This window comes from Maritimibacter alexandrii, from assembly GCF_005871115.1.
Lineage (GTDB): Bacteria > Pseudomonadota > Alphaproteobacteria > Rhodobacterales > Rhodobacteraceae > Maritimibacter > Maritimibacter alkaliphilus.
In genome coordinates this window covers 82,707-95,237 of the sequence record NZ_SWKQ01000015.1, presented here as the reverse complement: position 1 = coordinate 95,237, position 12,531 = coordinate 82,707, and the positions used below count along the sequence as shown (strand labels likewise).

11 protein-coding genes, 2 pseudogenes and 1 other annotated feature are annotated in these 12,531 nt (G+C 61.3%); of the genes and pseudogenes, 4 read left to right on the top strand and 9 right to left on the bottom strand.

Translation table 11 applies throughout. The annotated features are described in order from the left end of the window. Nucleotide 1: 1 nt before the first annotated feature. Both FCT00_RS19120 and FCT00_RS19115 read right to left on the bottom strand, forming a co-directional pair. Entirely contained in the window at nucleotides 2-781 is a 780-nt protein-coding gene (locus tag FCT00_RS19120) for an enoyl-CoA hydratase/isomerase family protein (protein ID WP_100160964.1), read from the bottom strand. After that, nucleotides 778-2,028: an acyl-CoA dehydrogenase family protein gene (locus tag FCT00_RS19115; protein ID WP_306372742.1), complete on the bottom strand. Its 1,251-nt coding sequence runs from the start codon at nucleotides 2,026-2,028 to the stop codon at nucleotides 778-780. Before FCT00_RS19115 ends, FCT00_RS19120 begins: the two co-directional genes overlap by 4 nt. A 59-nt stretch (nucleotides 2,029-2,087) precedes the next feature. Between FCT00_RS19115 and FCT00_RS19110 the strand changes: the two genes are divergently transcribed. Further along, complete coding sequence (locus FCT00_RS19110) at nucleotides 2,088-4,088, top strand: NADPH-dependent 2,4-dienoyl-CoA reductase (RefSeq protein ID WP_138424334.1); 2,001 nt, start codon at nucleotides 2,088-2,090, stop codon at nucleotides 4,086-4,088. A gap of 25 nt (nucleotides 4,089-4,113) precedes the next feature. After that, nucleotides 4,114-5,634, top strand: a complete 1,521-nt coding sequence (locus tag FCT00_RS19105; protein ID WP_138424269.1) for a class I adenylate-forming enzyme family protein — start codon at nucleotides 4,114-4,116, stop codon at nucleotides 5,632-5,634. A 573-nt stretch (nucleotides 5,635-6,207) separates the two neighbouring features. Here FCT00_RS19105 and FCT00_RS19100 read toward each other — a convergent pair. Together FCT00_RS19100 and FCT00_RS19095 are read right to left on the bottom strand one after the other, a co-directional pair. Further along, nucleotides 6,208-6,801, bottom strand: coding sequence for a glutathione S-transferase family protein (locus FCT00_RS19100; RefSeq protein ID WP_212748027.1), 594 nt, complete (start codon nucleotides 6,799-6,801; stop codon nucleotides 6,208-6,210). Beyond that, entirely contained in the window at nucleotides 6,798-7,172 is a 375-nt protein-coding gene (locus tag FCT00_RS19095; RefSeq protein WP_138424268.1) for a DoxX family protein, read from the bottom strand. The genes FCT00_RS19100 and FCT00_RS19095 overlap by 4 nt, the downstream gene beginning before the upstream one ends. A 157-nt stretch (nucleotides 7,173-7,329) precedes the next feature. Here FCT00_RS19095 and FCT00_RS19090 point away from each other — a divergent pair, with 157 nt between their 5' ends. Further along, on the top strand, nucleotides 7,330-7,758 hold the full coding sequence (locus FCT00_RS19090) for a MarR family winged helix-turn-helix transcriptional regulator (RefSeq protein ID WP_043753647.1): 429 nt from the start codon (nucleotides 7,330-7,332) through the stop codon (nucleotides 7,756-7,758). Nucleotides 7,759-7,835: 77 nt separating this feature from the next. Here the strand turns inward: FCT00_RS19090 and FCT00_RS19085 are convergent. Further along, a protein-coding gene (locus FCT00_RS19085; protein ID WP_138424267.1) for an IS3 family transposase occupies nucleotides 7,836-9,058 on the bottom strand; the annotation gives its coding sequence in 2 pieces (ribosomal slippage) (nucleotides 7,836-8,770 and nucleotides 8,770-9,058; 1,224 coding nt in all). Further along, nucleotides 8,661-8,777 (bottom strand) — a sequence feature (AL1L pseudoknot). Its footprint overlaps the gene before it by 117 nt. Before the next feature lie 107 nt (nucleotides 9,059-9,165). Further along, a complete protein-coding gene (locus tag FCT00_RS19080; RefSeq protein WP_258095275.1) occupies nucleotides 9,166-9,363 on the bottom strand; it encodes a DNA-3-methyladenine glycosylase I in 198 nt (65 codons plus the stop codon). Nucleotides 9,364-9,504: 141 nt separating this feature from the next. On the opposite strand from FCT00_RS19080, the pseudogene FCT00_RS19075 reads away from it, so the two are divergent. Beyond that, nucleotides 9,505-10,706: pseudogene (locus FCT00_RS19075) on the top strand (IS256 family transposase). Between the two features lie 67 nt (nucleotides 10,707-10,773). Here the strand turns inward: FCT00_RS19075 and FCT00_RS19070 are convergent. From FCT00_RS19070 to FCT00_RS19060, 3 genes and pseudogenes are all read right to left on the bottom strand, one after another. After that, nucleotides 10,774-11,043: pseudogene (locus tag FCT00_RS19070) on the bottom strand (DNA-3-methyladenine glycosylase I); the annotation flags it as partial. A gap of 305 nt (nucleotides 11,044-11,348) precedes the next feature. Beyond that, nucleotides 11,349-11,804, bottom strand: coding sequence for a PaaI family thioesterase (locus FCT00_RS19065; protein WP_138424266.1), 456 nt, complete (start codon nucleotides 11,802-11,804; stop codon nucleotides 11,349-11,351). A 21-nt stretch (nucleotides 11,805-11,825) separates the two neighbouring features. Further along, nucleotides 11,826-12,530, bottom strand: coding sequence for an AraC family transcriptional regulator (locus FCT00_RS19060; RefSeq protein WP_235889208.1), 705 nt, complete (start codon nucleotides 12,528-12,530; stop codon nucleotides 11,826-11,828). Nucleotide 12,531 lies beyond the last annotated feature (1 nt).

Here is a 12,531-nt window from a genome sequence, read left to right as displayed (position 1 = left end):
CTCAAGCCTTGAATTCGGGGGCGCGCCGGTTCTCGAATGCATCGAGGCCCTCCGCCACGTCATCGCTGGGCAGTGCGCGCACGGCGGCATCGCGCTCAAGCCGCATCTGCTGGTCGATACCAAGGTCCGCGCCTTCGCGCGCCAACCGCTTCATCTCGGCGATGCCGGGACGTGAACGGGTGGCGATTTTCTCGCAGTATTCCAGCGCAGACTTGTGCAGGTCCGCATCCGGCACGATGTAGTTGACCAGGCCGGACTCTTTGGCCTCGTCCGACTTGAGCCAGCGGGCCGAGAACATCAGGTCGAGCGCCCTGCGCTGCCCCATCAACCGCGTCAGCCGCTGCGAGCCACCCCAACCGGGAATCAGCCCGAATTGCGCATGCTGATCGCCAAACTGGGCGCTTTCGGCCGCAAAGCACACGTCGCAGGCCAGCATCAGTTCGATCCCGCCGGCCAGACACAACCCCTGCACTGCGACTACGACAGGGAGGGAGGAGGTTTCGAGCGCACGCAGGTTTTTCATGCCAAAGGCGATGAAATGGTCCAGCGCGGCGGGATCGTTCAATTTACCTTTCACTTCCACCAGATCGGCGCCGGTGCAAAAGTTCTTGCCTTGCGCCCGGATCAGGATCGCCCGAATATCCGGGTTCGCCTCGAATTCCGACCGCGCAGCAGAAATGCGCTCATGCACGTCAAGTGACAGGCAATTGAATTTCTCGGGGCGGGCCAGTTCGATGATGCCGGTGTTGCCCTCGGAAGTGACGAGGATGGCGTCGCTCATTTCGAGGCTCCCTTCGCCTTCTTGTCATACTGCAGCGCCATGCGACCGACCTTCTCGCGGGCGATCACCAGCTTCTGGATCTGCGCGGTGCCGTCACCGATCTGCAGGCCGAGCACATCGTTGTAGCGCTGGTGGTGGGGCAGGTCGGTGGTGTAGCCGTAATGTCCGTGCAGGATCAGGCACTGGTGCAGGATCTCGCAGGCGGTTTTGGGCAGGTACCATTTGCACATGGCGGCCTGAGAGGTGTGGGGCAGGCCACGGTCGCGCAGGTCCAGCGTGTAATAGCAAAGCTGGCGCATCATGGTCAGTTGGGTCTCGGCCTCGGCCAGGGGAAAGCTGACACCCTGATACTGCACGATCGGAGCTCCGAATGCCTCGCGCTCCTGAACGTAGGCCCAGGTTTCATCCACCGACGCTTGCGCGGCCCCCAGGCACTCCAGCCCGATCAGTGCGCGGGAATAGTCGAAGCCTGCCATGATCGTGCCAAAGGCACGGTCCTGTTCCGCCATCATATTTTCGGCCGGCACGAAAACATCGTCAAAGAACACCGACCCGCGCCCGACAGGCTTGGTGCCGATGTCGTCAAAATGGGTGCGCTTGATGCCGCCCTGGTTCAGATCGACGAAAAAGGCGCTGACCCCGCGTGAGCCGCCGTCAGGATCGCCGGTACGGGCAAAGACGACCGCCGCATCCGCCTGACTGGCAAAACTCATGGATGTCTTTTCACCGTTCAGCCGCCAACCGTTGCCGGATTTCTCGGCTCTCAGAATCAGGTTCGCCGCATCCGAACCGCCGCGCGGCTCTGTCAGGCCCAAGCCAATGACCGCATCACCCGAAACAACCTTGGGCACCCATTCCGACGCGATGTCCTTGGAGGCATGTTTGGCAACCATTCCGCCCATGAGAGAGCCCAGAAGCTGCACGTAACTTGCGTTGAAATCGGCATAGGCGATCTCTTCGACGATCAGCCCTGACGTGACAGAGCTTTCGCCGAGTCCCCCGAATTCCTCGGGCAGATCGGCCCCGATCAGCCCCAGTGCGCCCATCTCCTTGATCAGCGCACGGTCGAATGTATGGCCGCTGGCGCGTTCTTGATATGTGGGCGCAAGCCTTTCAGTTGCGAAGCGCTTTGCGGTCTCGCGAAACGCCTTCTGATCGTCTGTAGGCTGGAATTGCATCGGTGCTCCTCCCCATGAGCGAAAATCTTCTTTCCAAAAAAATCTAACAAATGTTAGAATGTAGATCAAGTGCAGTTTTGAGGAGGAGAACCAAAGTGAAAAATAGACCAGATGGAAGCTTTGAAACCATGCTCTCGCCCATCCGCGCAGGCCAGCATACGTTGCGAAATCGTGTCATCATGGGGTCGATGCACACGCGGTTGGAAACCGAGCCCGACGGCATAGCCAAACAGATCGCATTTTACGCCGAGCGTGCGCGGGGGGAGGCGGCGATTCTGGTCACCGGCGGGTTTTCGCCCAATGCCGAGGGCATATTCGATCCAGAAGGTCCGAGAATCGATGACCCGGAAGAAGCGCTTTACCTGCGCCCGATCTGCGAGGCGGTGCAGGCCGAAGGCAGCCTGATCTGCGCACAACTCCTCCACGCCGGGCGCTATGCCAAGATCGAAGGGTGTGTGGCCCCGTCGCCGATCCGCGCTCCGATCAACCGTTTCATCCCGCGTGAAATGACCGAAGCCGACATTCTCCGTACCATCGAGGATTTTGCCGTGGCGGCCGCCAATGCGCAGGCCGCAGGCTTTGATGGCGTCGAGATCATGGGGTCCGAAGGATACCTGATCAACGAATTCACCGTCACCCACACCAACAAGCGCCAAGACGACTGGGGCGGCAGCGCCGCGAACCGCCACCGATTCCCGGTCGAGATCGTGCGCGCGGTGCGCGAACGTTGCGGCCCCGACTTTCTGGTCATCTACCGGATTTCGGCGGCCGATCTGGTCGAGGGCGGCGCGCCCGCCGATGAAATTGCCGCACTGGCCCGCAAGATCGAGGCTGCGGGTGCGGATATCCTGAACACCGGCATCGGCTGGCATGAGGCCCGCGTGCCGACGATCGCCTACCCGGTGCCGCGCGGTGCCTGGCGCAAGGCGGCAGCCAACGTCAAAGCGGCGGTGTCGATCCCGGTAGTCGCCTCGAACCGGATCAACACACCCCAGCTTGCAGAAGACATACTTGACTCTGGCGATGCGGACATGATCTCGATGGCGCGCCCGTTTCTGGCCGATCCGCATTTCGTGAAAAAGACGCGCGAAGGCCGCGCAGACGAGATCAACACCTGCATTGCCTGCAACCAGGCCTGCCTGGATTTCATTTTTTCGGACCGGCCGGTCGGATGTCTGGTCAATCCAAGGGCCGGGCGTGAATCGGAATTCCGGGATACGCCAACCGACACGCCAAAGAAAGTGGCCGTCGTTGGCGGCGGTGCCGCGGGCGTGGCCACAGCCGCCGAGGCGGCGCGGCTGGGCCACGATGTCACCCTGTTCGAAGCGCAGGACAAACTGGGCGGTCAGCTGAATCTGGCCCGCGCCGCACCAGGCAAGGACGAATTCGACGAAACCCTGCGGTATTATGCCGGTCAGATGCAGAAACACGGGGTCACGCAGCGTCTGGGACAGCGGGCAGAGGCGAGCGATCTTGAGGGATTTGACCATGTGGTCATCGCCACCGGGGTCACGCCGCGCATTCCCGACCTGCCGGGTATCGACCATCCCAGCGTCGCGACCTACGCCGAAATTCTGTCCGGTGACCGCGAGGCGGGCGACCGTGTCGTGGTGATGGGGGCGGGGGGCATCGGTCATGATGTGGCCGAGTTCCTAGTGACCAAACCCGCCGAGACCGCGAATTCCGACGTCTTTTGCGAAACCTGGGGTGTGGACCCCGAATTTGTCTCCTCGGGTGCCCTGGCGGGCGACCCTCTGGCACCGAAGCCGTCGCGCCGCAAGGTCGTCATGCTGCAGCGCAAGACCGCTAAACCGGGCGCGGGGCTTGGTGTTTCGACAGGGTGGATCCTGCGCAACGCGCTGCGCAAACATGGGGTCGAGGCAATGGGCGGGGTGACTTATGAACATATCGACGATGCGGGGCTGCACATCGTCGCGGACGGAAACCCGACGGTCATCGCAGCCGATACAATTGTGCTGTGCACCGGTCAGGAACCGGAACGGGCCCTGGCCAAAGAGGTTGTAGCGCGCGGCGTCCCGGTTACGATGATCGGCGGGGCAAAGGAGGCCGCCGAACTGGATGCGCTGCGCGCCATTGATGAGGGCGTGCGTCTGGCGCAGGATCTCTGAACCGAGGCTCGGGCAAGGGGAAACTATGCTGACCGACGTCATCCGCGCGGGGCGCGCTGATCTGTATTCGATCTTTCGAACCCGCGCACATGACTGCGCCCGCGCCCTCGCCATCGAGGACGGCAGCAGGAAACTGACCTATGCAGAACTGCTGGAGCGGGTCGATCGTCTGGCGGCTGTCTTTCTGGCACGAGGCGTGGCGCCCGGAGACAGGATCGCGATCCTGTCGCATAACCGCTCAGAATACCTGGAGGTCGAACTTGCAGCAGCGGGAATCGGCGCGATCGTCGCCTGTCTGAACTGGCGGCTTGCCCCCGATGAACTGCGGCACTGCATCGATCTGGTCGAGCCGGTTCTCGCGGTTGTCGAACCGGAACTTTCAGAAGCTTACCGCGCCGTCGCGTCGACACCCTGTCTAACCGTCGGGCCAGACCTGGAAACGGCCATTGCCGGGGTCGAGCCGGACCCGCGCACCGGAACCATGGTTGACGACCCCGAGGCCGGTCTGACGATCCTCTATACCTCGGGGACCACGGGCCTGCCCAAGGGGGCGCTTATCAGCCACCGCGCGCATATCGCCCGATCCATGGTTTTTGCGGCCCAGCTGGCGCTGGATCCCGGCGACGGGTTCATCGCCTGGGCGCCGATGTTCCACATGGCCTCCACCGATCATGCGCTGGCAACGATCCTGCGGGGCGGGACCGTGGTGATGGTGGACGGGCTGCTGCCCGCCGTCATCAACGAGGCGCTGTCACGCCACAGGATCGGCTGGTTCGTGATGATGCCCGGGGCACTGGAGGCTTTTATTAACGAACGGCACGCCAACCCTTTGCCGCTGAAGGGGATCAAGGTTTGCGGCGCAATGGCTGATCTGGTGCCGCCGCATCAGATCGCGGAACTGACCGGTCTTCTGGACACGCCCTATCTGAATTCCTTCGGGGCGACCGAAACCGGCCTGCCGCCGGGAACCGCCGATCTGATCGCGCCGGGTGTGACCCCGGACCGGCTGTCCAAGCGCATCAGCGCCTTTTGCGAGGTGCGGCTGGTCGATCCCGACGACCGCGAAGTCCCCGATGGAACGCCGGGCGAAATGGCGCTTCGGGGTCCGACGCTGTTTTCCGGGTACTGGAACGCCGACGACACCAATGCCCGTGACTTTCGCAACGGCCTTTTCCACATGGGCGATCTGCTCCGGCGCAATGCGGACGGCACCGTCGACTTTGTGGATCGAGCGAAATACCTGATCAAGACCGGAGGTGAAAACGTCTATCCGGCGGAAATCGAACGTGTGCTTCTTTCTCATCCCGATGTGATCGATGCCGCCGTGGTAAGGGCCTGCGACGCGAAATGGGGGGAAAGCCCGGTGGCCTTTGTTGCCTGTGGCGATGACGGGCCGGATGCCGAGGCGCTGCTGAACTTGTGCCGCGAAAGCCTGGCTGGCTATAAGCGACCACGCGAAATTCACTTCATCGCGTTCGAGGATTTTCCCAGATCGACCAGCGGCAAGATCCAGCGGCATATCCTCGAAGCCCGGCTCGCAGATTAATTTTCGTTCTGACCCGATCGTCAGCCAGCCACGCCGGTTCGCCCCAATAGCGATAAAAGCGTTCTTATCCTCGTTGCCACGAGCTTCTTATCCCCGCCCTTTGGAGTAACCCCCTGAAAGTGGTCCACTATCTGGGATAGATTGACCCGCGATTGAAGCGCAGCCCTCTGTCGGACTACACGGCTGCGGGTATTCCGGGGGATTGAGCTCAGGAGGATTCGTAGATCCCTGAGCCATTCATCAATGCGATCGGTGGTTTGTTCCCGGTTTCGCTGTGGGGGCAGCAGTAACCCTGCGCATCGCACGGACGGGCATGGACTGCCGGCAATTGCCGGTTGGGGCTGCTGCGGGCCTTCAAGGGAAAGTCGGCGACTATCCGATGTGCGGGACAAAGCGGACATTCGCCAAGCGACCTCAAACGTCCGGTTCTGTACTGCGGCCCGACAAAACGATATCAAGTGATCAGCGGTCAGCCGATCGCACCTGTGTAACTGTCTTCTTCGGCCCTCCTGTCTGCATGATCTGGGACAGGTAAGAATTGCGCCGTCTGATGAAGTCACGCAGAAGGGTCGGTTAATCTTCACTGACGGCATTCTTCACAGAAACCCGACGCTCCAGTTCATGTCGCCAGGCCCTTACACGGGCAAGCCCTGTGAAGACGCCAAACTCTCCGATGGTGTCAAAAACGTCGAAATAGCGGAAGACCGGGCCGAATACAACATCGACGAGGCTGAACCGGTGGCCATCGAACCATGGTCCCTCCCCAAGCTCCGCGTCCAGCCGAAGGAACTTTGCGCGGAGCGCCGCCACTTTTTCTTCCAACGCTTTCTCGTTCGGCGCCGAGTAGAACCCCGCAATGTCGTTCAAGACAGCAGATCCAAATTCAATCCAGGCACGGTGGCGGGCGCGATCAAGAGCGTCGTGCGGATGAAGCGCGTGGGGTTGTGTATCCTTAAGATATTCGAGGATAACCGCAGATTCGAAAATCGGCGTCCCGTCCACAACCAGGACAGGCGTCTTGCCCAGCGGAGATATGGCAAGAAACCAGTCGGGCTTGTTCGAAAGATCGATGTCAGTTCTCTCGAACGTGACACCTTTCTCAGTGAGCGAGATCGCCGCGCGCTGCACATATGGGCAGAGCGCATGGCTAATGAGGTGAAGGCTCATGTTGTCTCTCCCTCCATCTGCACGTTACCGGGCCCGAAGGAAGGGCTGAGGGCGAAACGGCCGTCGCCCAGAAGCCCTTGCACGATGGCAAGCAGCGTCAGATAGGCCGGGTATTCCCACCCGCCGTTCTCGTATCCGAACATCCAGCCGTTTCCGGAGTGAGCCCAGGTCGCTCCGGCCAGGATGGGCACGGTCGCCGACGCGACCCACCGCGCCTGTATGCCGAGGACCAAAAAGGCACCGGCAATCGCCTCGACTGCAAAGACCATATAAGCAAACCAGCCGGGCAGCCCGATCGAAATGAAGAACTGCGCCGTTCCGGGAAGTGTGAAAATGAAGAGCTTGAGAAACAGGCTGTGCGCCAGGAACATGATACCGAGTCTATACGGAGCAGGAATATCCCAAATTCTGTGAGGTGCGATTTTGACATGATATGATCCCATATGTCGATGCATTTGCATCTATATATAGCGCGTTACATGCGGCGTCAAGGTTGATGCACTTGCATGCACATGATAGGTGCTGGATATGAACGAGATTGACCATGCTACTGAGGCCGCCTGGACAGCCCTCATGACTAAAAGCCGCGTTTTGCTTGAGGCTGTCGAATCGTCTCTGAAATCGGCAGGATACCCGCCACTTGCATGGTATGACGCGCTTCTCGAACTCGAGAAGGCAGGCCCGGACGGACTCCGTCCATTCGAACTCAAAGACCGGATATTGTTACCCCAATACGGTACATCGCGGTTGCTGGACCGCATGGTGAAAGCAGGGCTGGTGGACCGACGGGACTGCTCGGAAGATGGGCGAGGTCAAAACATTTCTATCTCTGAAAAGGGTAAATCTGTCAGGAGGGCGATGTGGCCGATCTATGAACGGGTTCTGTCGGAAAGGATCGGCGCAAAGCTGAAACCCAAAGACGCCGCTCAATTGGCCACGCTACTCTCAAGGCTCTGAAGTCTCGGTCGACTGACGCGAAACCTGTCTGTGACTTTTGAACCGCCCCGGATTTGCCGGAGGCCGTTTGGTTTAAGCTACGCGGCCATGGATTCAGTTTCCAGAGCTGCGTAGAAGTTGGCTTCGGCCTCTGCTGGCGGGACGTTTCCGATGGGTTCCAGCAGGCGGCGGGTGTTGAACCAGTCGACCCATTCGAGGGTGGCGTATTCCACGGCGTCGTAGCTGCGCCAGGGGCCACGGCGGTGGATGACCTCGGCCTTGTAGAGGCCGTTGATCGTCTCGGCGAGCGCGTTGTCGTAGCTGTCACCGACGCTGCCGACCGAGGGCTCGATGCCAGCCTCGGCCAGCCGCTCGGTGTATCTGATTGACAGGTATTGCGACCCGCGATCCGAGTGGTGCACCAGGCCGTCCGCTGGTCGGCGCTGATGAACCGCCTGTTCCAGGGCGTCGAGAACGAAGCCGGCGTTGGCCGTGCGGCTCACTCGCCAGCCGACGATGCGGCGGGCGAAGGCGTCGACTACGAAGGCCACGTAGACGAACCCCTGCCAGGTGGCGACATAGGTGAAATCCGAGAGCCACAGCCTGTCCGGCGCAGCCACGCAGAACTGACGGTTCACCCTGTCCAACGGGCATGGCGCCTTCCTGTCCGGGATCGTCGTTCTGTGCGGCTTGCCGCGAATGGCACCCTGCAATCCCATGTCCTTCATCAGCCGGGCCACCGTGCAGCGGGCGACGTCGACACCCTTCCGGCCCAGTTGCCGCCAGACCTTGCGCACCCCGTAGACCCGCCAGTTCGCCTCGAACACGCGCTGGATCTCGAGGCACAGCTCCGCATCCCGCTTGGCCCGGTCCGAGAGCCGCTCAGGGTCGGCCCGCTTGGCGAGGTGATCGTAGAACGTCGACGGGGCAATTGGCAGTTCCCTGCAAATCGGCTCGACCCCAATCTCCGTTCGGTGCTCTTCAATGAAGGCGATCATGACTTCGGTCGGCGGTCGAGCTCCGCCTGAGCAAAATAAGCCGATGCCTTGCGAAGGATCTCGTTGGCCTGGCGCAGTTCGCGGTTCTCGCGCTCCAGCGCCTTCAACCGCTCCGCCATCTCGGTGGTGACGCCGGCCCGCTTGCCGCCGTCGACCTCTGCCTTCTTGACCCAGTCGTTCAGCGTGTTCGCCGAACAGCCGATCTTCGCGGCCACCGACACGATCGCCTGCCACCGGCTCTCATGCCGCCCGGGATTGTCCAGAACCAGGCGAACGGCACGCTCGCGCACTTCGGGGGAAAACTTGTTCGTCGTCTTGCTCATGATGCTCCATCCTACTCAGGAGTTGCAGCCTCCGGCAAACCCGGTGCGGTTCATTTCCACGCTAAGTGGCCCTGAATTTTTTTTCACGTTAATTGGCCGACAGTTGCCTATGTCGGTGTGCGAAGGGTGTTTCGGGCTGTTTCGACGTCCTTTCGCATCCAACAGACTTCTGCGTGATCGTTGATAAATCCCATGGCCTGCATGAATGCATATACGGTGGTCGGTCCCACGAATTTGAAGCCAAGCTTTCGTAGGTCTTTGGAAAGGGTCTCGGACGCTGGTGATTTGGACCGCATTTGTGGCAGTGCGTCGTCCTTGGCAGGTTCATATAGCCAGATGAATGGGTCACGTCCCTTGGAGAGGTGTAACTCAAGGGCGCGGTGGTCATCGGAAAATTTTCGGTAGGGTCGGGTTGCTGAACCAACCTGAACCGAAGGAAGACCCCGATGACCAAACCCATGATGGACCTGCGAGAGCTTGTGGAGAAGAGCGCAGACGCCGATCTTCTTCGAGATATGATCGGTTTTGCCGCCGAGCGGCTGATGGAACTCGAGGTTGGCGCGAAGACAGGCGCCGACTATGGCGAGAAGAATCCGGCACGGCTTGTGCAGCGGAACGGTTACCGAGATCGGGACTGGCAGACGCGGGCCGGGAACGTGGAGTTGCGCATCCCAAAGCTGCGCAGCGGCAGCTATTTCCCGTCCTTTCTCGAGCCGCGCCGGGCCACCGAGAAGGCCCTGACGGCGGTCATTCAGGAGGCCTATGTCCACGGCGTCTCGACCCGATCCATGGACGATCTGGTCCAGGCGATGGGCGGGACCGGCATCTCGAAGAGCCAGGTCAGCCGCCTGTGCGAGGAAATCGACGAACGCGTCGATACTTTTCTCACCCGCCCGATCGAGGGCGAATGGCCCTACCTCTGGATCGACGCCACCTATCTCAAGGTCCGACAGGGCGGTCGTATCGTCTCCGTCGCCGTGACCATTGCCGTCGGCGTCAACACGGACGGGCGCCGCGAGGTGCTGGGCATGTCCATCGGGCCGTCCGAGGCCGAGACGTTCTGGACCGATTTCCTGCGCGACCTAGTGCGCCGCGGACTGAACGGGGTGAAGCTGGTGATCAGCGACGCACACGAGGGGATCAAGGCTGCCACGGCGCGTGTCCTGTCCACCACCTGGCAGCGCTGCCGCGTGCATTTCCAGCGAAATGCGCTCGCCCATGCCGGCAAGAGCAGCCGTCGCGTCATATCAGCCTTCATCGCCACCGCCTTCGCCCAGCCGGACCATGCGGCGGCCAAGACCCAATGGCGAAACGTCGCCGACCAGATGCGGGGCAAGCTGCCCAAGCTCGCGACCCTCATGGATGGCGCCGAGGAGGACGTGCTGGCCTACATGACCTTCCCCCAGCAACACCGGGCGAAGTTACACTCGACCAATCCGATCGAACGTCTGAACGGCGAGATCAAGCGGCGCACCGATGTCGTCGGGATCTTTCCCAATGAAGCCTCGATCCGGCGTCTCGTCGGCGCGATCCTGATGGAGCAGACTGAGGAATGGGCCGTCCAGCGCTCTCGCTACATGACACTGGAAACCTTGGGCCCGTCTGCGATGATCCCATCGTCAGCCTGCCTGCCGCGCAGACGGACTGACCAGCTCGGCGCGCCGAAAACCAGCTGGCCAGCCTTGAGCTACACCACCAATTGGGACGTGATCGATGAATGCGGCGAAGGAGCCTTCCTCTTGGACGACCTCGAAAGTACGGCGAGCGTTGTTGATCACGGCTTCGATCTTGCCTCGATAGCGAACAATTCCTTCATCGGCAAGTAGGCGCTCAATGTCGTTGTCGTCAAAGTTCGCAACTCCCCGAAAGTCGAACCCGGCGAAGGCAGCACGAAAGTCCTCGCGCTTGGCCAGAATGGTGCGCCAGCTCAGCCCTGACTGGAAACTCCGGCGTGACGGCAGCCCATCGGCACCGTGGGCGTCCATCCGTTCCAATTACGGTTGCAGCATCAGGCCGCTGCCGCATAAACTTGAACAGAAACCGAACCAGATCCTCCGTTACGATACAGTCTCAGCTCTCCGAAAAACCCTGACGACGGACAATCGGCGACCGCACTGCTAAAAGCTAACATTACCGCTTGACAGGTCTGAACCTGCTGGCGGCGATCTGGATACCGCGCGCGCCTACGGGAAACGGTTGGCCGAGGTCGCGAGCCGCTGGAACAGCTGATCCAGCTGTCTGAATAATCGGCCCGGCCGCCCGGATCGGATGTGCTGCGGCCGGGTTGCGCTCAGTCCGCGACCCCCGCCCGCCCGATCAGCGCCATGAGCGTTCCGGTCATCGTTGCGACGAGCTTTTCATCCTGGCCCTTCACGGCATAGGCACGCGCCTCGCATATGGTCAGCGTCCTGCCTGGTTTCACCACGTCAGCGACGAAGCGAAACCGTTCGCCGTCCGCCGGGTTGAGTAGGTTGATCTTGAATTCGGCCGTCAACACTGCCGCGTCCGCTGGCATCAGCGAAAAGGCCGCGTATCCGCAGGCGCTGTCCAGCGCTGTCGACACGATTCCGGCAGCCAAAAACCCATGCTGCTGGGTCAGTGCAACCTGATGTGCCATTTCCAGAACGATGCGGCCGGGTAACAACTCGGCAATGCTGATCCCCAACGTGTTCATCACCTTCTGGCGATCGAAACTGTTGCGCACGCGTGCGTCATAGTCGGGGTTTTTCGGTTTGAATTGTGTCATGGCGGGTCTTCCTCTTCGATTTCATTCGTCAATGACCAATCTTAGGCGGTCTTTGAGGCGCGTATCTTGTAGCGAAAGGTCAAAACGACGCGGAATAGACAGAGCGCGCAACGCGCCGGGCGGTTTGCCGGCGAAGATCCGGCAAGCGGCGGACAAGTGAGATTGATCGTAATATCCGGCGTCCAGCGCCAGATCTCTCAGCGGCAGGGTCTTTGACGCAAGCTGCCCGAGAGCCCGGCGAAAGCGTCGCAAGGTCGCAAGCCGCCGCCGCGACACGCCGGTTTCCGCCCGCACCTTTCGACGTTTGGTCCGGTCGCTGTAAGCTCCGGGTGGTGCGGCAAAGCGCAGGTCTCTCGCAAGGCCGTCAAGCACCGCGATGAGCGCAGGCAGGTCATCGTCCCCGGTCTGAACCCGGGCCAGTTCTGAGGCCAGCATGTCCAGCCCTTTGGAGTCGGGAAATCGCTGCGGTCGTGACGACAGTCGCAGCCCGGCCACGACACCCTGGAATGGCCTTGGGCGGGGCGAAAAATAGGGGCGCGGTTCTGCCAGCGATACGCGCCCGCCGCCGCTGTCGTCGCGCGTTACCGAAAGGGTAAAGAGGTCGGTTGCGAACCGCCCGCGTCCACCACCGCTCAGCGCACCGGTATCGCGGAACACGAACAAATGGTCGATCTGTTTGGCCGCTTCCTCAGGCGGCGCCAGTTCGAGATAAAGCGGCGCCGCCATC